This window comes from Nitrospira sp., from assembly GCA_015709715.1.
Classification (GTDB): domain Bacteria; phylum Nitrospirota; class Nitrospiria; order Nitrospirales; family Nitrospiraceae; genus Nitrospira_A.
In genome coordinates, this window is the sequence record CP054184.1 from 3,582,686 (window position 1) to 3,600,891 (window position 18,206).

Below are 18,206 nucleotides of genomic sequence, written 5' to 3' on the forward strand. Positions count from 1 at the left end.
CGCACATGCGTCAGGCTGTCTGATTGTTGTACGCCGCACGGTGTCATTCCTGCGTCGCCGCAGTGTCCGTAACCGGCCCGTTGTCTGGCCGGCTGATTCCCAACGTATCCATGCGGTACTTCAACATGCGACGACTGATGCCCAGCATGGCCGCCGCATGGGTCTGTACGTAGTTCGTACGCTTCAAGGCGTCCAGAATGATGTCCCGTTCGAACTCCATCACCGCCTTTTCCAGGGAAAGGCGTCCAGCCAGTGTGTCGTCCCGTAGGGAGGTGGATCTGATGTCGGTACGTAGGATGTTGGGAAGGTGTTCGGGGGTGATGGTCTGCGACCCCTTCGACCAGATGAACGCCTGTTCGATGATATTTTCCATTTCGCGGACGTTTCCAGGCCATGGATAACGTGACAGCAGTTCCAACGCGTCCTTGGTGAATTCCTGCGGGGCGCGGTGTTCTTCCTCGATGCGCTTCGCCAAAAAATGTTTTGCCAGCAGGGGAATGTCCTCGCCGCGCTCGCGCAGCGGCGGTAGGTAAAGGGCGATGACATTGATGCGGTAGTAGAGGTCCTCGCGGAACTGCCCTTTGCGGACCATCTCGTCCAGGTTTTTGTTAGTGGCCGCGACAATACGGACGTCGACCTTGATGGACTGTACGCCGCCGATTCGGGTGAATTCGCGCTCCTGTAAGACGCGGAGGAGCTTGGCCTGCGTGGTGGGACTCAGGTCCCCGATTTCGTCCAAGAACAGCGTGCCTGTATGGGCCAGTTCGAACTGGCCTACACGTCTTGCGGTGGCATCGGTGAACGAGCCCTTTTCATGCCCGAACAGTTCGCTCTCGATCAAGGTTTCGGGCAGGGCGGCGCAGTTGAGAGCGACGAAGGGGCGTTCCTTCCTGCCACTGTTATAGTGGATGGCCTTGGCGACGAGTTCCTTTCCGGTTCCGCTTTCGCCGGTCACCAGCACCGTCGTCCGGCTATCGGCCACCTGTTCGATTTTGGCATAAATTTCCTGCATGGCCGGACTCTTGCCGATCAGGTTGTGAAAGGCATAGCGTTGCGCAACCTGCGCGCGCAGCTGCCGAACCTCTCGCTCCAGTTCACGGCTGTTCATCGCGCGATCAACGACGATCCGTAGTTCTTCGACGTCAAAGGGCTTGGACAGGTAGTCCGCAGCTCCCAGTTTCATGGCATCGACCGCGGTCTTGACCGATTTGGTGCCGGTCAACATGATCACGGGAACCGAGTGATCTTCGGCTCGCATCGACTGGAGCGCCGCCAGCCCGTCCGTGCCAGGCAAGACGACATCGAGCAGTACCAAATTGGGAGTGTCTTTTTTGAAGACCTGAAGGCCTTCCGCCGCATCCGCGGCCTCAAGAATGTCATAGGTCGGTTCCAGCACGGTCTTCAATGAAGCGCGAACGCGCGGCTCGTCATCCACAAGCAGTACTCGTTTTTTCATGTTACTCCAGTGCTGCGACGACTGTGTTGTAGTCGGCAGAGGCGGGGAGAGTCACCGTGAAGGTAGATCCCACGCCGACTCGGCTTTCGACCAGGATGTCTCCGCCGTGTTCGCGGACGATTTGATGCGCAGTCGTGAGCCCGAGCCCGGACCCATCACTCGCGCTGTTGGTATGTTTCGTCGTGAAAAAGGGATCGAAAATATATTCCAGATGCTCCGGTGCAATGCCGCATCCCTGATCCTCGACCTGTACCTGCACCCAGGGACGGCCGGCTTGGAGCGTGAGCGCTGTCCGAACGGTGATGTGGCCTTGTCTATCCTGCATGGCGTCCAGTGCGTTCAAGAGGAGGTTCAAGATGGCCTGCTTGATCTGTTGTCGATCGAGAGAGAGGACCGGCAGACAGGAAGCGAGGGATGTGCACAGAGGGATATTGCGTCGTGCCGCACTCGCCGACACGAACCCTATGCAGGAGGACACGAGGTCGTTGAGATCCACTGCGCCGGGTTGTGGGGGCACCGAGCCGGCGTAGTCAAGGATCTCGTGGAGCAGGCTCTCGATTCGATGAATATCTTCGATGGCGAGCTTACTGAATTCCGTAATGAAGACCGGATCCTGGTGGCGCTGGGGCGTCAGCTGTACAAATGTCTTAATGGAGGTGAGCGGGTTTCGGATTTCGTGAGCGAGTCCTCCAGCCAGAATCTCCAGAGAATGCAGTCGATCGGTGCGTCGCATCAAGGTTGTTGAGCGGTACGAATGGTGCTGTGCCAAGTGATGAGCCAAGGCCTGTGAAACGATCGAGGCCATGGCTTCTGCGAGCGCCGATGCCTCTTGCGCGACGGTTGTGGATCGGCGAGGGCCGAGGGTGCAGAAGCCGAGCAGACCGGCCTTGATTCTGAATGGTATGCAGACGGCGGCATCCAGCATGCTCAGGGCGAGGCCGATCGGGGTTTGAGGGACTGACGTGCGCAATCGTAGGCCGGGGTTGTGGTGGAGACCGAGGATGAGTGGGTGGTCGGACGCGACTGTGATGGGCATCGCTCCGGAACTCTGTCGTATCGCCTTGGCCACGAGGCGGTAGTGTTCCGGGTCTGATTCGCGTACCCACATGGCACCATCCGGAAGCCCGAGTTGATGAGAGAAGGTCTTGACGACACAGTCGCCGAGTGCGGAGAGATCGTCGGCCTCATTTACGGCTTCGGCGAACCGAGCGATCGTTTGCAGCAGATCCATGGTTTCCGAACGGGAACTGAGAATTCGACTGTGGGCGTGGCGTGCCATGCGTGATGCGGCGGAGTCAATCAGTGATCGCGTGAGGCGGCTTGAGGACGTCACCCGATCGATGCGGAGTTACAATCAGTAGGCGGAGTATATCGGCGCCCTCTCGTTTCAGCCAGCGGAATCGGGTTTTTCAGCGACTACGAGGAGCACCTGTCCACCCAGAGCGCGGGTGAACCGTAAGGGACAAGGTGTGAGCGGGGAGAGGCGCGCAGTGAGGAGGGTCTCATCGAAGGTATGGAGTTGCCCGACACGAAGGGCGTGACACCATTGCGCCATCAGATCAAGGGTACGGCGAGCGTCTCCTGTAAACTCATCGATTCCCCGTTCGTGGAAATATGGGCGACAGAACACGGCGAGATCGGCGGTGTCGGTCAGCACACCGGCGACGAGTTTTCCGCCCGGCTTGAGTAGTCGAACGAATTCTCGGAGGGCGTGCAGGGGAGAGGGAGCGAAGCTCAACGAAAGATTGGCGACGATACGGTCGAAGGATCTGTCGGCAAAGGGGAGGACCTCGATCGACGGAGCAAGCACCCAGCTGTCTGCGATGAGAGTTGGAACAGGGCGGGATCCGGCAAGCAGGTCACCTGCAGCGCCGAGTGTGCCGAGCGCGGCGGCTCTCGCCGATTGCAGCGCGGAAACCGAGAAATCCAGGCCGACGTATCGAATGGACTGTGGCTGCAATTGAGGTCGTGCGCGCAAGCGATACAGGCAGTTGAGAAATAGCAGTGTGACGAACGAATGCATGCCGCATCCGATATCAAGCAGCGCGACGCCCTCCTCAAACGGTTGGGAACACTGATACAGGTCATCAAGATAGCGCCAGTAGACCGGCAAGTCGTCCAATCTCGTCGTGAGTTCAGTACGGGCGGTGTAGAGACGGTTTCGAACAACGGCGTCGGGCCCATACCGGGTGCAGAGGAGATCGCGTTCGAAGCGTAGGCGAATGCCGGTGCTACGCGAGAGACTGGCCATGGGAATTGAGAGCGACGTGCCTGGATGGCCCAAGCGGCAGAGCTGGGCGAGTCGTTGCCACTCCCTCACGGACTCGTCGGATGGAGCCCCCGAGGCAAGCAGAACCGTGGACGGCACCGAGATGCAGCTGCATCGGGGCCCAAGCAGGGTGAGGAGTTCGTTGAGCAACTCCGGCGGCGGGCTTGGAATGGAGCGTTCCGTGTGAACCGCGGCGTCGGTCATGAAGATAATGTCGGTCTCGGCGCGGCTTCCATGCTCTCGAAAGACGGTGGCATCGCCGTAGTGTCCGGCAAGGGCATCAGCTAAAAACTGATCGATGGCGAGTGGAAGCCCTAACAGATTCCCGGAGCCGAACCGTACTCCCGACTGATACTCCTGGAGAATGTTTCGCTGATGGAGTGCGGTCAAGCAGTGCTCCAGGTCAAGGGTCGGGTTAAGCAGCAGAAACCGATTTGCACGCCTCTGCCAGTCCCGTCGGCGTACTGCGATTCCTGCTGATAAATCGGACGCGAGTAGGGTGAGTGGAGCGTCGGGCCACTTGTCATGGGCGAACGCCAGAACAGCATCGAGATCATCTTCCAAGGAGGCGTATGTCGTGTGTGCGGGATCGCCGTCACTGAGACCGATGTGTCGGCTATGGTCGTAACGCAGGACTTGAATCCCCTGACTAGCTAGGTAATAGGCGAAGCGGACATACGCCTGCTGCGTGTGGCCATATCCTGGGCTCAGCACCACCATCGGAAGCGCGGCGGTATAGGCCTGTTTAGGCCGATCATGGTTCAACACCAGTGTGTGTCCGACTCGATTGCGCACCAGATGGGTCGTCGTGACGACCGGTGGGTCTGCCGCAGGCTCAGCCAGATCAGGAGAGGTCGCCAGCCGCGGTGCCATGATGTGGTGAAGGTGCCGCTCCTGAGTGGAGGAGAGCCGTTCGAATCGCACTCCGAGGTGGATGCGTTGGGCCTGTCTCTGTTCGCGGGAGGCTGCAACCACTCCATGGGCGCGCGTCCAAATGATGCGGCCTGCCCAAGGCTGCTCCAAGGAGTCCGTGGTCGGCGGAGGCGATGCAGTGATGAAGGCGCCGACGGGTATGAAGCGGACCGTGGTGCGATTCATCCAGGTTTCGGGCCGATCGAACAGTTCGATACAGGCGCCGTCTCGCCCGAGGTTTAACATGAGGCCCCGTGCGCGCCGTTGCCCATGGTCGGGATGAAACACATCAATAGGAACGGCGGATGTCACCCGAATCGTCTCGCGCCGATCGGAGGAGATCCTCTGCAGGATTGGGTTCGGGGGCAAATGAGATGCGGAAGTGGTCGTGCGCGGAAGAATCAGCGCTTCGAACGTGACGGCAGGGGCGCCTTCCCGCAAGGCGTCCAGTAGCGAGAGGAGCACGGTCCGATCTCGGTCGTCGGCGAGGGTGAAGGAAATGACGAGGTCTTTGATAGAGGGGAAGGTGAGGCTGCCTGAGGGCAGAGGGCGTTCCTGAACGACTCCCTCGAGCTCCAGAAAACTGACGGGAGTTCTAATCACGACATAGGCCGGCTGAAGGTGGACGGAACTCGCCAGATCGCGAAGGGTTAAGAGCGCCCCCCCGGCGCTCATATTCCGAAGGACACCGCGCAACATCGTGGTGCCGACCGAAAATTGTACGGGAATGGAAAACGACCTTCGCGGAAAGCGTCGGCGGTCCGGTGGCGTGGGGAGCACGTCTTGTGATCCGGACTCCTGGGGTGCGGCGTTCGAATCTGAGCGATCATGGGGCGCGGAGGCTGCTTCTCCACCGGCCGGTGAGGGCAACATCGCTTCCGGGGCTTCGGGGATTCTGACCGTGATGACCAACTCCTGTCCGAGAGCCTGTTCGAATTGGATGGTTCCACCGTGGGCCTGGACGATTCGATGAGCGCGCAGGAAGTCCTCGGGGGGAAAGCTGCCTTGATGAAGGGGGCGAGCAGGGATGTGCTGCTTTGGTGCGGAACCGGTGATCTGGAAGGAGGCTGCCGTCTGGATGGTTTCCCGGCCTTGCCGGTCCCCGCCCAGACCGATCGGGTACCCCGCTAGGGTCGTGGTTTCAGTTTGTAAATGGATCCGGGTGTTCGTGTCAGCCTCTCTGAAGGGAGCGTGCGCGTAGGCCAGCAGGACGCGGACGAGATCTTCGAGTGCTTGACGAGACCCCAGGACCATCGGAAGGTGAGGTGTGAACTGACAGACGAGCGACAGTCCTTCGAGTTGTGGGCTGTCGCGCATGGAGTCGACCACGGACTGCAGGATTCCCGTGAGGTCTAGGACGTCCATTCCGTCCGGTCCTGCGAGAGCGGCGAGTGCCAGCCGGCGATTTAGCTGGGAGGCGCGGGAAGCCTGCGAGATGATGGTTGTGACCTGCTGTTCAATCTGACGGTGTTGAAGCGTCTGGAGCAGGCGCTTTGAATCCTCGATTAGCGAGGCAAGAGGTTGATGCAGCTGTCGTGAAACCAGCGCGGCATCCTGAAATCGTGCCAAACGGTGATCGGCCTCGTGCAGTCGTGATTCCAGTGCGGCCATCCGTTCCAACAGGTCTTTTTGGGGCGAGAGGTCTCGCAGCGCACCGATGGTGCCGACGTACCGTTGTGTATGGTCGTAGAGCCCCTTTGCGGAGATCTCCACGGAGACGGTTGTGGTCCTGTCCTGTGGTGAGGCCTTGCGCAGCAGCACCAGCTCCTGTCGCTGGGTCGAGCGTCCACCTGCCCGTCGTTCCCCCACGTGGTAGCGAGAGGTCCCTGCCTGGGCCGGCGAAAGCACGACGGAAAAATGTCGTCCGGCAAGTTCCTCAGGTTGGTAACCAAGGAGGGTTGCTAGGCCGAGACTCACATAGATAAAACGGCCCTCACGGTCGAGTTCAAACAACAAATCGTTGAGGATCTCGGTGATGCGGAGGTGCCGCTGAAAGGTGTGGTCTAATTGAGTTTGAAGGGTTCGCTTCTCAAGCGCCTCCTGAACCGAAAAGAGCAGTTCTGTCACGAAGGCCGCCGACTGCTTGAAAAGGAGAAAATCCGCGCCCTGCCGGATGGCTTCAAGGGCCGTCTGTGAGTCGTTGTGGTTCGTTTGCAGGAGAATGGCTGCAGCGGGAGCGGCACGGCGGATGCGGGCCAGCAGATCGAGGTCCTGGCCTTTGACTATGTTGTGGTCGAGGATGATGATCTGCCAGTCGTCTCTTCGACTGAACGTCAGGCCCTCTTCCGCGGTGTAGGCTGCTTCGATCCGGCAGGCACCGAAGAAGCCCCTCAAGCTGGAGGTGACCAGCTTGATTTCGTCCGGACGGTCATTGATGAGGAGGATGCTGAGGGCCAAGTCAGGTCGTGGCATGGATACTTATCTGTTCCAGGTATGACGACGTCCGGTCCGGCGCCTCCCACCCGTTCACGAGTTCGGTATGGAATGAGGCGGCCGTAGTGCGCACGGGTGTTTCAATAACATACAGATTTTCTGGAAACACAGTCCGCAACCTGAGGGGAGCGCGTTACTTCGGTAGGGGGAGGCTGACGGCGCGGATCAATCAGCGGGCCTGTAGACAGACTCGGGTTCGTCTTAAAGTGCGCGACGAGGGTTGGTCCGCCGAGGCAGGGGGAGAGAATGAATGCTGGTCGGGGAACGAATCTGCTAGCGGGCCGCGACGTTGTTTTGAGGTTGTCCGCAGGTTCCCGGAGTCATATAGAGCAGGTAGTTCCCCATTCCATGCTGGATGTTCGGATTCTGAAGGAGATGATGGTGCACCATCACCATTTCATAGTCATCCGATTTGGTGACCGTGAAACCTTTCGAATTTTTGTACACCTGATGGGGCTGGAAGTCTCGGAACGTGCCGTCGGCTTCCACGTCGGGAACGGTTCGCAAGAGGGTTTCGTTAGTGGTCTTATTTTCGAGCGAAATCATGAGCAATTCATCGTGACCGTGGGGGTAGGCAAACTTGACGCACCCGTCGATGTTGAATTTGAGCGGGGCTGACAGAACTGATACACCGGGCCTGATCTCGATTCCCTCATCGGTTTGATCCGGCCCCCGTTCTCCAAATTTGGAATAACAGACGATGTTCACGCCGACTTGATAAACCTCCATTTCCTGCACCTTGGCGCCTTTCGGCGCAACATACATGGTGAACCGAGCCATGACATCCTTAGTGGGCGGTGCCTTATGGTAGAAGGCTACGATGGACATGAGGTTCTGCCCCTTTGCCAGCTTGACTCCGTACCCTTCGGGAAACCGGGCCTCGGTCATCTCCAATCCCGCACCGGCGAAAAACAGCGGCTCGCCATCACAGGAGACACTGGGTTTATCGTTGTTCAGCATGAGAATGTGGTGCAGATAATTCTTGGGAAGCGGCCGGCCGTCTTTGGTGAAGACCTCCGACTTATACCCGATCATGTAGGTGTCTTCCGGCAATTGAAACACCTTCTTGGGCATGCTGGAAGCCAACTCGCCGTCGTGGCCGGTGGGGAGGTCGATCGGACCGAAGGTGAGTGCGATGGTATTGTCGTCGATGGTGATTTTCGTCTCGCCCAGCGTCGGCATGGTCGGAATCGCATGGTGGTCATGCCCCCCATCGGCAGACACCGAAGCCGCTAGCCCCAACAGCATCACCATCGACAGCAGTACCCGATTCATGACCTCTCCTCGTCTTGACGCACCGCCCGTGAGCGGTGAGCGTCGCTCTTGAGAACGTTTGTTGTTAGTGTTATCGGGCCGGCGGCGGCGTCAGCCGTTTCCACACGTAATTGCCGCCATGTTCTCGAGGCGGGATATTGTTACGACTTCCGACACGCACATACCACCACATGCCTCTGGCCTGAGTGCCGTCTTCGGAGAGGACGACGTCAAACCCACCTTCACGATCGTTTCCTGTCTGCTTCCAGGTTCCCTGCCAGCGGCGATCTTTGAAGCTGGTCGTGGAAAACTGTCCGCCCTGCCAGGTATAGGGGCCGTTACCCTGTGCATCCAAGGTGGCCACATACTTCTTGTTGTCTTCGACTTCCGTGACTTCCCATTGGCCGCTGAGGTCGACGTGATCTGCCGGGCTCGGACTCTCCGATGTGCGGTGGAGTAAGGCGGCATGGTCCGCAACAGCGGTCGCGGTCTGGCTTCGGGGCTGTCGAGTCGATTCGTGCCAGGACACGAGCACCCACCGATCTCCCCTTCGTTCCATGACGCCGGTTTCGCGTAATGGGAGCACCATGCGTTGAGCGGGGTCTTCGGCACTGAGATAGCGGATGTAATCCAATTCCATCGCGAACCAGGCAACATCCCCTCGGGTCCACATGTGAAGGCTGGTAATGGGAATTTCCAATCGGACCACCGAGTCGAACTCGCTGCGCATGTCGTCCGCGAAGTCCGACCATCCGAGATACGTGCGCCCGTCGATGGTGTAGCCGATGGCATCGGCATCCTGGGACATGTACGTGGACATGGTGGCTAAATCGCGCCCCGCGTTGGCCCGCACCAGCGTGCGCAGGGTGGATTCGGGGTCGGTAGGGGCATCGGCCCAGGCCGAGGAACATGCGAGCATGCCCGCGAGAGAGAGCAGGACGATTCCCCGCCTTCCGCGAGACCATCGGGATTGCAGGGAGGAAGAACAAAACTGATGTATCTGTTCAGAGAATAGTTCCATCGAATACCTCGTAACTTTTCGAGGCTACTCTGTGGTTCCGGATGGTGTCAATGTCTATTTGTCGGGTGCATGACTCTCGGAAAATCTGCAAGCTACGACCGTGACATTGTCGATGCCCCCTGCTGTCAGAGCGGCCTGGATCAGGGCCGCAACGGTGTGACTCGGTTGGTCCAGGTGAGGACTCACCAGGTCGAGAATCCGCTCATCGTCCAACATTTTCGTCAGGCCGTCGGAGCAGAGCAACAGCAGGTCTCCAGGTTGGACATCATGGATGAAGGTGTCGCACTGGACGGTTAGTCCTTGCCCCATGGCTCGGGTCAGCACATGCCGGTCCGGATGGGTAGCCGCCTGCGCCGGGGTGAGGAGACCGTCGCGCAGATATTCTTCAACCAGGGTGTGGTCGCGGGTCACCTGAGTGATGGCGGACGGTCTGAGGAGATAGGCGCGGCTGTCTCCGACGTTGGCGATGATGAGGCGCGGAGGCGAGATAGGCAGGAAGTGCGCCAAGGCCAACGTGGTCCCCATGCCTCGCAACGACGGATGGTGGTCGACGTGCGTCAGTATGGCCCGGTGGGCGTGGGCGATGAGTTCCGTGATGCGCCCGATGACCTGCGGCAGTAGCAGCCGGCCATCGGCGCTCTCGGGGACGAGGGTTGAACCAAGGCGTGCGACAGTTTCGATCACTAACCGGCTGGCAACATCCCCTCCCGCATGGCCTCCCATCCCATCGGCCACGGCCCAGAGCCGGTGCTGATCATCTACGAGTAGGGTATCCTGATTGGTCGCACGTACCAAGCCGCGATCCGTTTGTCCGAAGGTTCTCCAGGTCCATTGAGGTTGCAGCATGCCGGCCATCTCCTTTACCGCGTCGAGGGGAACGATGTCGGCGTTACAACCGCGGGGCCATAGCGTGCGGCCAGTTGGTCGTACAAGAGGTTGGCCAGCGGCTCGAGGTTGCGGGTGTCTGCAGCGTTGTAGCGGACGAGTCGATCCAACGCCTCCTGATCTCCTGCCCGGTGCCGATGCCACAGGCGGACCGCCTCCAATCCGTCGAGGTCTTGGAGGTCTGCGGATCGTGAGATCTCCAGTTCACGCTCGATGCGTTTGAGCCCGCCCTGCAGACCGACGCGCCTTGCGGCAAAGCAGAGATCGAAGTGGGGCACTGTCACTTGCAATCCCGGAAAGCAGGCCTGCAGATAAGGCACGTCGAAGACGGTACCGAAAAACGTAATCAGCAGGTCGGCCTGGTCGAGTTCGTCTTGCAGGGCGGCTCGGCTGAGGGCCTCGCCGTGGATCAAGGTACGCATGTAGCCCTTGCGATAGAGCCCGACGACGGTCACCTCTCCCTCATGGGCTGAGAGGCCGGTGGTTTCAATGTCGAGGTAGAGGGCCTGCGCCCCGAACGTTCGAAACAGCCGCCAGTGATCGCGCGTGTGAAGGCAGCGGGCAAAGTATCTGGCGTTCCGCCGATCGAGTTCCTCTTGGGCCGTAGCCAACTCCGCGTCATACAACTCCTTCCGGGGTGCCGACAAGCCAGGCAGCTTGACCTCACGGCGAAAGGCAGCCCAATCGACGATCCCCTCCTCCCAGAGCCGCCGTTCGGTGGAGGGGCCGATGCCTTTCAAGTGGACGAAGGTCGAGGTCAACATGCCGGTCGATCGAATGGAACTGGCGAGGGATTGTAGCCTTGATTTCAAGGGATAAACAAGTTAGAGTCCGCGACTGATGCGGGGTTTCGTTATGTTCGGATCGAAAGAACGGTCGAGTTTGGTGAGGATGCATGACCACGAATGGCACTGCAAAACGGATCAGAATCAAGGTGGGGGGAGTGCAGCTCGAGGCCGAGCTCAAAGGCACCAGGACGGCGGAGGAACTCTACCGTGCCTTGCCGGCCGAGGGGCCATTGAATGTCTGGGGCGAGGAGTTTTATTTTAAGGTTCCGGGCGTCAAAGATTACCGTGAAACCGCCACGACCCAAGTGAAAGTGGGTGACGTCGCCTTTTGGGGAGCCGGGCAAGTGCTGGCAGTTTTTTTCGGGCGGACCCCCATGAGCATGGGCGCCGATCCGGTTCCAGCCGACCGAGTCAATGTCATCGGTCGCGTCTTGGGTGATGCGGCCATGTTGCGGCAGGCGATGAACGCGAGTTCGATTCGAGTCGAGCGGATCGAGTAGGCTGGGCCGAAGATCGTATCCAGGAGGGGTTGCGACCATGCGGTTGGCAAAAGAACGCATCCACCATATGGCGGATGCCCTCGTCTCCAGGCTACAGGGTCTCGGGTACCTGGAATTGACCGGAGATCGCAAGGCTTTGCGGGATGCACTGGAACAGACCATGACCGAGGAACTCGGGGTGGAAGATCGGTTGAACGCCGAAGTGCGTCGCATGATGCAGCCCTATGAGCGAGATATCGAGCAGGGAAAAGTGGACTATCAAAAGATGTTCACGATGATCAAGCAAAAGCTCGTGCGGGAGCGGGGCATCATCCTCTGACTATCGCCATGATCAGTGACGACAAAGCCAGCCATCTGGCCCACCTCGCGTTGGGCGCCCTCAAGAAAAGCGCCCACTGTCGCCTTACAGAGGAGGACGGCAAGGTGTTGCGAGAGATCAAGCGGGTCTTGGCGGCGGAACTGACCCTGGAAGCGGAGATCGATCGGAAGGTGCGGGCGAAGTTGGCGTCCTATTCCCGTCGGATCGTTGAAGGAAGCTCCGAATGGGACGTGATGTACCGTAAAACATTTGAGGAAGAGCAGAAGAAACGCGCGAAACCATAACGAGAACCAGAGGGGCCGGCCATGAGGCCGGAAGAGGTGATAGCGATGCACGTCACCAAGTGGATCGTCATGTGTGCGGCAGTCCTGTCAGTGCAGGCCTGTACCCACTCCAAACCCAAGCCGCTGATGCCGCTGGAGTTGGCCTATGGAGCCAATGCCCAGGCGATTGCGCTGAACACCCAAGGGACCCAAGCGTTCCAGTCGGGACAGTTGCCCGAAGCCAAGAACTATTTCGGACAGGCTATCAAGGCGGCGCCGGATTCAGGCCAGGCCCATTACAATTTTGCCTTGGCTTTGAATGCGCTGGGCGAGACGGAACAGGCTCGTCAGGAGTTCATCGAAGCGGCCAACCTGGCTCCCGGGGACAAGGTCATTTGGGACTCTCCCGCCCTGCGGCCGTTCGGCAGCCCGGAGGCGCCGAAAAAGGCGATGCGCGAGCACCCCTATGGAACACAGCGCCCGATGATCGGCAGCGGACCTCGTTAAAAAGAGGGCAACGATGGCAAAGGGAAAACAGGATATGGCACAGGAGCTGGAAGTGGGTGCGAAGGCCCCGGATTTTTCCTTGCCCGATCAGGACGGCACGTCCGTCTCGTTGAAGAGCTTCAAGGGAAAGCAGGTGGTGTTGTACTTCTACCCCAAAGACGATACGTCCGGATGCACCAAGGAAGCCTGCGATTTTCGCGACAACCTGGCGCCGATCAAGAAAGCCGGGGCGGTGGTCTTGGGGGTCAGCATGGACGGCAAGGCCTCACACCAGAAATTCATCGCCAAGTACGGGCTGCCCTTTGCCTTGCTGAGCGACGAGGATGCGTCGACCTCCAAGGCCTATGGCGTCTATAAAGAAAAAAGCATGTACGGCAGGAAATATTGGGGCATCGAACGGAGTACCTTTGTGATCGATGCCGAGGGCCGTATCAAGGCCCTGTTTAGAAAAGTGAAGGTCCCGGGGCATGTCGACGAAGTTTTGGCTGCACTGAAGGTATAGAGTCGCTGGGGCGCAGGGGACCGTGTTCATGGATCCATTGGAAAAAACGTCCCATGCCTACAGCGCCGCCGCCCTCTCCCTCGTGCCGGGTCTCGGGCACCTCTACATCGGAGAAAAGCGGGGCTGGCCCCTGTTCCTCGCTGGGCTGCTGTTGATCTTCCTGTGGCTCTATATCGCCTCCTTCGCTCTCGTGCCCCTCATCGGACTGATCCTGCTCTGCATGGGCGATACCTATCTGACAGTCAACCGAGACCGCGGGCTCTTCACCTGACAGGTGCCTAGGTCTTCTCGGGAACTGGAGATTCCATGACAACGTGTCGTGCGAGGCTGTGGCGGTCGGTTGTGCCGGCCCTGCTCATGTTGTCGACCGTCGCGATGGCTGAAGCAGGTGCGCAAGCCCAGGCCGCTTCCATCACCGTGGACGATGTGTTGACCCTGCCGAATCAGTCGGTCCGAATCGAGGCCCGAGTGGGTGAGGGGACTGTCGGTGGGGGCTCGGCGTTGGGCGGTATCGCATTACGGTTGCGGGTCGACGGGGCGGCCGTGGCGACCGCCAAGACCGACGACAGGGGGCGTGCCTCGTTCGACTTTACGCCGAAGATGCGTGGCAACCATCCCATGGTCGTGGAACAGGGCGAGTCCTCGGGGAGTGACGCGGGCACGACGGCCAAGGCGACCCTGTTTGTGTGGGAGCGTCGGCGTCCGATTCTGTTGGTGGAAGTGGCGTCGCTCGTCGAAGCCGGCGGGGGGGGCTCCGATGTTCTATCGACCAAGCCATCGGCCGATGCGGCCGAGGAACTCACTCGCCTGTCGCAGTACTATTACAATCTGGTGTATATCCCGCGCGGGGAACAGTCCTCGTCGGATACCCGGGCCTGGCTGGAAGCCCACCAGTTTCCCACCGGCCTGGTCCTGATGCCCCTCGCCGGCGGATTGGGTCCAGCGCTCGATTCGTTCAAGCAACAGGGGTGGACGACGATGAAGGCCGGCATCGGCCGTACGAAGCTGTTTGCGGAAACCTTGTTGCAGCATCGCGTGGACGTGGTGCTCGTGCCGGAACCACCCAAGGGAGATTTGCCGCGCAAGGCTAAGGCTGCGAAGGATTGGAAGGACGTGCGCAAGAAACTGTAATCATGCTATCTTCAGCGCCCGACAGGGTTTGATCTCATCGAAGGAGCAGGAGCCGGTTATGTTGTTAGAGGGAAAAAAGGGGTTGATCATCGGGGTGGCCAACAAACACAGCATCGCCTGGGCCATTGCGCAGGCCGCAGCCCGTGAAGGCGCGCAGTTGCTGTTCAGCTACCAGAACGAACGGTTGCGTGAAAACGTCGAGGAGTTGGTCGGTACGCTGCCCGGCGCCGCTTCTTGCGTCTGTGATGTGGGAGACGATGCGCAAATCGAAGCCTTGATGACCGCGGCCGAACAGAAGCTGGGCCGGTTGGATTTTCTGGTTCACTCGCTCGCCTTTGCGCCGCGGGAAGAATTGACGGGAGAATTTCTCAACACGACTCGCCAAGGGTTTGCGACGGCGTTGGACGTGAGCGCCTATTCGCTCGTGGCCGTCACCAGGGCCGCCGTGCCGTTGATGACGGAAGGCGGGTCGGTCGTGACCTTGACCTATCTCGGCAGCGAACGGGTGGTGCCCCACTACAATGTGATGGGGGTGGCCAAGGCTGCGCTTGAAGCGACGGTACGGTACCTCGCCCACGATCTCGGACCGAAGAACATCCGGGTCAATGCCGTGTCGGCCGGGCCGATCAAGACCTTGGCTGCCCGCGGCGTCTCGGGGATCAGCAAAATGGTCGACCACCATCGGGCCTTTGCCCCGCTCCGACGAGCCACCGAGCAGGGGGAAGTCGGCGACACTGCCTTGTTCCTGGTCAGTCCGTTAGGTCGTGGCATCACCGGAGAGGTGATCTACGTCGATGGGGGATACCATATCCTCGGGTCGCTGGCGTCGGTCGATTAACGGGTCGGCCCCGCTGTCGGAAACATCCGTCTCAATCACCTGCCGTCGTCTGTCCTTTTGCAGGGGCGGCTGCTGCGCGGCAGCCGCTCGGTTACTCCTGTCCATCGTGGCCCTTCTCTGCCTGGGATTGGTAGAGGAGGGCCTGTCCGGCGAGCTATCCGACCGTGAGGAGGACGGTCTAGTCGGGCCGGTCCGTTCCGTTGAAACCAAAGAAAGCCTGTTGGTACAGATCGACCGCTACGATGCGCAGGGGCGGGTCGTCGAGCGCATGCAAGGTGGCCTGGACACCATGCCCGGCTTGTGGCCGTTGCGCTTTTCCTACCACTACGATCAGACCGGCCGGCTGCAGTCCGAAGTGGTCACGGATGCAAAGGGTGATCTGGTGAAGGAAACCCGCATGGCCTATGATGCGCGCGGCCATCGCTCTGCGGAGGTGGCGGCCTGGGGCGACGGGACCTTCGAAAACGCGTCCCTGTATGAGTACGACCAGGCGGGCCTGAAAATACGCGGCCTCCATTACAACGCCGTGCAGGTCATCAACCGGAACCTGTTCACCTATGATGAGCACGGACGGGTGATCGGCGAACGATTCGAACGCAACTACCGGTACGATGCGGTAGGGAATCAGGTCGCCACGTCGGATCGTTTCGACGCGGGGCATGCGTTGGTCCTCACCTATGACGACCAAGGACGAGTCGGGACTAAGCACGTCTCGGATTTGCGAGGCCGACGAGAGGGGCGGTCGGAGTTTCGTTACGACGACCATGGCAACCAAATCGAAGAAGCCTTCTACGATGCTCTCGGACGCCTCACCGACCGGAAGACCTATCGCTATGACTATGACGCGGTCGGCAATTGGACCAAGGAAACGTTCGAGCGGTGGGAATCGGTCGACGGAGGCGAACGGCTCAAGCAGGCTCACGTTCGCGAACGTACCATCGTCTACCATGACGCGACCTGCAAGTTCTCCCCATCACCAAGTCCCACCCCAGTCGAGCGCCGCTGAGGTCTGTTCGGCACAGGCCGTTCTGTGAACGGTGACGGAGTCGCCCGGCAGGATGCCTTCGGTATGGATCTGTGGAGCGGCGAGATCCGGCCGATGTCCATGCTAAGATGTCTCCACCATGCCTCCTTTTAAGCTCGAAGCTCCGTTCAAGCCCTGCGGTGATCAAGGGCAAGCCATTGAAAAATTATCGGCCGGGGTGCTGGCCGGCAAACCGCATCAAGTGTTGCTCGGTGTGACCGGATCCGGCAAGACCTTTACGATGGCCAATGTCGTCGAGCGCGTGCAGAAACCCACGCTCGTCCTTGTCCACAACAAGACTCTGGCCGGGCAACTCTACCAGGAGTTCAAACAATTCTTTCCACACAATGCCGTCGAGTACTTCATCAGCTATTACGACTACTACCAGCCGGAAGCGTACATTCCGCAAAGCGACACCTATATTGCGAAGGACGCGTCGATCAACGACGCGATCGACCAGATGCGCCATGCGGCCACGACGTCTCTACTTCAACGGAACGACGTGCTGATTGTGTCGTCGGTCTCCTGCATCTACGGCCTCGGTTCGCCGGAGGTCTACCACGACATGCTGGTGTATCTGGAAGAAGGCCTGGAGACGCGACGCGAAAAAATCCTGGCCAAACTGGTGGAGATTCAGTATGCCCGCAACGATGTGGATTTCCATCGCGGCACCTTTCGGGCGCGCGGCGATGTCATCGAGATTTTTCCGGCCTCGTCTGAAGCCAAGTCAGTCCGCATCGAATTGTTCGGCGACGTGGTCGATGCGATTCATGAGATCGATCCGTTGACGGGGAAGTCGCTAGGGAAATTGCCCAAGATTGCCATCTATCCGAACACGCATTACCTCATCGCGCCGGATCGGTATGAGCGGGCGATTACCGGGATCGAGGAGGAATTAGAGGCGCGTATCGCGGCCTTCAGGAAGACCGGGAAACTGGTGGAGGCCCAGCGGATCGAACAACGGACCAAGTACGATCTCGAAATGATTCGCGCCATGGGGTATTGCCATGGCATCGAGAATTATTCACGCCACCTGAGCGGGCGTGCGCCGGGAGAACCGCCGCCGACGTTGTTGGACTACTTCCCCAAGGACTTTCTGTTGATCATCGACGAGTCGCATGCCACGGTCCCCCAGGTGGGCGGCATGTACGAGGGCGACTTCTCGCGCAAACGGACGCTGGTGGAGTACGGATTTCGTTTGCCGTCCGCCGTCGATAATCGTCCGTTGAAGTTCGCTGAGTTCGAACGGATGCTGAAGCAGGTGATTTACGTGTCCGCCACGCCGGGGCCGTATGAACTGGATCATGCCAAGGGCGAGGTCGTCGAGCAGATCATTCGTCCGACCGGCTTGATGGATCCCTGTATCGAGGTGCGCTCGGCGAAGGGGCAGGTGGATGATCTGCTGGCCGAGGTGCGGGCGGAAACGGCCAAGGGCCATCGTGTGTTGGTGACGACGCTCACGAAACGCATGGCTGAGGATCTCACGGAATATTTCCATGATTTGGGCGTGAAGGTGCGGTACCTGCATTCGGACATCAAGACCTTGGAGCGAGCTGAAATCATTCGCGACCTCCGACGTGGGATATTCGACGTGTTAGTGGGTATCAACCTCTTGCGGGAAGGCCTGGATTTGCCCGAGGTCAGTTTGGTGGCCATTCTCGACGCCGACAAGGAAGGGTATCTCCGTTCGCATCGGTCACTGATTCAAACGGCAGGGCGAGCGGCCAGGAATGCCGAGGGGCGGGTTATTTTTTATGGGGATGTCGTGACGGATTCCATGCGGGTGGCGATGGAAGAAACGGCGCGCCGTCGCCATATCCAAGAGGGCTACAACCAGATGCACGGCATTACGCCCGCGAGCATCAAGAAGGGGATTCCGACACTGGAGTATGCGACGGCAGAACTCGACTATGTGCAACTGGATTTGGCGGCTGAGACGACGGCTATCTATGAGCCCGAAGAGGATGTCGCACAGCTGATACAGCGACTAGAGACGGAGATGAAAGCGGCGGCCAAGAAATTGGAGTTCGAACGGGCGGCCGAATTGCGGAATCGGATCAGGAGCCTGAAGTTGAAGGGCCTTGAGTTGGCACCGTAAGAGGAG

17 protein-coding genes are annotated in these 18,206 nt (G+C 59.5%); 10 read left to right on the forward strand and 7 right to left on the reverse strand.

The genetic code is table 11. The features are described from left to right. Positions 1 to 43 precede the first annotated feature (43 nt). The 7 genes from HRU82_17150 to HRU82_17180 form a co-directional block, all read right to left on the reverse strand. Positions 44 to 1,456: a sigma-54-dependent Fis family transcriptional regulator gene (locus HRU82_17150; protein ID QOJ36566.1), complete on the reverse strand. Its 1,413-nt coding sequence runs from the start codon at positions 1,454 to 1,456 to the stop codon at positions 44 to 46. A gap of 1 nt (position 1,457) precedes the next feature. Then, positions 1,458 to 2,735, reverse strand: coding sequence for a hypothetical protein (locus HRU82_17155; GenBank protein QOJ36567.1), 1,278 nt, complete (start codon positions 2,733 to 2,735; stop codon positions 1,458 to 1,460). 108 nt (positions 2,736 to 2,843) lie between these two features. Then, positions 2,844 to 7,049, reverse strand: a complete 4,206-nt coding sequence (locus tag HRU82_17160; GenBank protein ID QOJ36568.1) for a methyltransferase domain-containing protein — start codon at positions 7,047 to 7,049, stop codon at positions 2,844 to 2,846. A 294-nt stretch (positions 7,050 to 7,343) separates the two neighbouring features. Then, positions 7,344 to 8,345 (reverse strand): hypothetical protein, encoded by a 1,002-nt coding sequence (locus tag HRU82_17165; protein QOJ36569.1) that lies wholly within the window; start codon positions 8,343 to 8,345, stop codon positions 7,344 to 7,346. Positions 8,346 to 8,415: 70 nt separating this feature from the next. Then, entirely contained in the window at positions 8,416 to 9,243 is an 828-nt protein-coding gene (locus tag HRU82_17170) for a nuclear transport factor 2 family protein (protein QOJ36570.1), read from the reverse strand. A 156-nt stretch (positions 9,244 to 9,399) separates the two neighbouring features. Continuing rightward, the gene (locus tag HRU82_17175) at positions 9,400 to 10,191 is read right to left on the reverse strand and encodes a serine/threonine-protein phosphatase (GenBank protein QOJ36571.1); all 792 of its coding nucleotides are present in this window, start codon (positions 10,189 to 10,191) and stop codon (positions 9,400 to 9,402) included. Between the two features lie 14 nt (positions 10,192 to 10,205). Next, positions 10,206 to 10,994, reverse strand: a complete 789-nt coding sequence (locus tag HRU82_17180) for a ribonuclease H-like domain-containing protein (protein ID QOJ36572.1) — start codon at positions 10,992 to 10,994, stop codon at positions 10,206 to 10,208. A 131-nt stretch (positions 10,995 to 11,125) separates the two neighbouring features. On the opposite strand from HRU82_17180, the gene HRU82_17185 reads away from it, so the two are divergent. The 10 genes from HRU82_17185 (at position 11,126) to uvrB (ending at position 18,200) form a co-directional block, all read left to right on the forward strand. Beyond that, a complete protein-coding gene (locus HRU82_17185; GenBank protein QOJ36573.1) occupies positions 11,126 to 11,518 on the forward strand; it encodes a hypothetical protein in 393 nt (130 codons plus the stop codon). Positions 11,519 to 11,555: 37 nt separating this feature from the next. Continuing rightward, positions 11,556 to 11,837, forward strand: coding sequence for a DUF507 family protein (locus tag HRU82_17190; GenBank protein ID QOJ36574.1), 282 nt, complete (start codon positions 11,556 to 11,558; stop codon positions 11,835 to 11,837). 8 nt (positions 11,838 to 11,845) lie between these two features. After that, positions 11,846 to 12,121, forward strand: coding sequence for a DUF507 family protein (locus HRU82_17195; GenBank protein ID QOJ36575.1), 276 nt, complete (start codon positions 11,846 to 11,848; stop codon positions 12,119 to 12,121). Between the two features lie 45 nt (positions 12,122 to 12,166). After that, on the forward strand, positions 12,167 to 12,607 hold the full coding sequence (locus HRU82_17200; GenBank protein QOJ36576.1) for a tetratricopeptide repeat protein: 441 nt from the start codon (positions 12,167 to 12,169) through the stop codon (positions 12,605 to 12,607). Between the two features lie 34 nt (positions 12,608 to 12,641). Further along, a complete protein-coding gene (bcp, locus tag HRU82_17205; GenBank protein QOJ37253.1) occupies positions 12,642 to 13,109 on the forward strand; it encodes a thioredoxin-dependent thiol peroxidase in 468 nt (155 codons plus the stop codon). Positions 13,110 to 13,137: 28 nt separating this feature from the next. After that, the gene (locus tag HRU82_17210) at positions 13,138 to 13,380 is read left to right on the forward strand and encodes a hypothetical protein (protein QOJ36577.1); all 243 of its coding nucleotides are present in this window, start codon (positions 13,138 to 13,140) and stop codon (positions 13,378 to 13,380) included. 35 nt (positions 13,381 to 13,415) lie between these two features. Then, complete coding sequence (locus tag HRU82_17215) at positions 13,416 to 14,240, forward strand: hypothetical protein (protein QOJ36578.1); 825 nt, start codon at positions 13,416 to 13,418, stop codon at positions 14,238 to 14,240. A gap of 58 nt (positions 14,241 to 14,298) precedes the next feature. After that, positions 14,299 to 15,078, forward strand: coding sequence for an enoyl-ACP reductase (locus HRU82_17220; protein QOJ36579.1), 780 nt, complete (start codon positions 14,299 to 14,301; stop codon positions 15,076 to 15,078). Between the two features lie 106 nt (positions 15,079 to 15,184). After that, positions 15,185 to 16,084: a hypothetical protein gene (locus tag HRU82_17225; GenBank protein ID QOJ36580.1), complete on the forward strand. Its 900-nt coding sequence runs from the start codon at positions 15,185 to 15,187 to the stop codon at positions 16,082 to 16,084. Between the two features lie 118 nt (positions 16,085 to 16,202). Then, positions 16,203 to 18,200 carry an excinuclease ABC subunit UvrB gene (gene uvrB / locus HRU82_17230; protein QOJ36581.1) on the forward strand — a complete coding sequence of 666 codons (1,998 nt, stop codon included), beginning with the start codon at positions 16,203 to 16,205 and terminating at the stop codon, positions 18,198 to 18,200. Positions 18,201 to 18,206 lie beyond the last annotated feature (6 nt).

Excerpts from the sequence above, each read along its gene's own strand:
- HRU82_17150 (QOJ36566.1), bottom strand. The coding sequence starts at position 1,456 with ATGAAAAAACGAGTACTGCTTGTGGATGACGAGCCGCGCGTTCGCGCT.
- HRU82_17155 (QOJ36567.1), bottom strand. The coding sequence starts at position 2,735 with ATGGCACGCCACGCCCACAGTCGAATTCTCAGTTCCCGTTCGGAAACC.
- HRU82_17160 (QOJ36568.1), bottom strand. The coding sequence starts at position 7,049 with ATGCCACGACCTGACTTGGCCCTCAGCATCCTCCTCATCAATGACCGT.
- HRU82_17165 (QOJ36569.1), bottom strand. The coding sequence starts at position 8,345 with ATGAATCGGGTACTGCTGTCGATGGTGATGCTGTTGGGGCTAGCGGCT.
- HRU82_17170 (QOJ36570.1), bottom strand. The coding sequence starts at position 9,243 with ATGCTCGCATGTTCCTCGGCCTGGGCCGATGCCCCTACCGACCCCGAA.
- HRU82_17175 (QOJ36571.1), bottom strand. The coding sequence starts at position 10,191 with ATGCTGCAACCTCAATGGACCTGGAGAACCTTCGGACAAACGGATCGC.
- HRU82_17180 (QOJ36572.1), bottom strand. The coding sequence starts at position 10,994 with ATGTTGACCTCGACCTTCGTCCACTTGAAAGGCATCGGCCCCTCCACC.
- HRU82_17185 (QOJ36573.1), top strand. The coding sequence starts at position 11,126 with ATGACCACGAATGGCACTGCAAAACGGATCAGAATCAAGGTGGGGGGA.
- HRU82_17190 (QOJ36574.1), top strand. The coding sequence starts at position 11,556 with ATGCGGTTGGCAAAAGAACGCATCCACCATATGGCGGATGCCCTCGTC.
- HRU82_17195 (QOJ36575.1), top strand. The coding sequence starts at position 11,846 with ATGATCAGTGACGACAAAGCCAGCCATCTGGCCCACCTCGCGTTGGGC.
- HRU82_17200 (QOJ36576.1), top strand. The coding sequence starts at position 12,167 with ATGCACGTCACCAAGTGGATCGTCATGTGTGCGGCAGTCCTGTCAGTG.
- bcp (QOJ37253.1), top strand. The coding sequence starts at position 12,642 with ATGGCACAGGAGCTGGAAGTGGGTGCGAAGGCCCCGGATTTTTCCTTG.
- HRU82_17210 (QOJ36577.1), top strand. The coding sequence starts at position 13,138 with ATGGATCCATTGGAAAAAACGTCCCATGCCTACAGCGCCGCCGCCCTC.
- HRU82_17215 (QOJ36578.1), top strand. The coding sequence starts at position 13,416 with ATGACAACGTGTCGTGCGAGGCTGTGGCGGTCGGTTGTGCCGGCCCTG.
- HRU82_17220 (QOJ36579.1), top strand. The coding sequence starts at position 14,299 with ATGTTGTTAGAGGGAAAAAAGGGGTTGATCATCGGGGTGGCCAACAAA.
- uvrB (QOJ36581.1), top strand. The coding sequence starts at position 16,203 with ATGCCTCCTTTTAAGCTCGAAGCTCCGTTCAAGCCCTGCGGTGATCAA.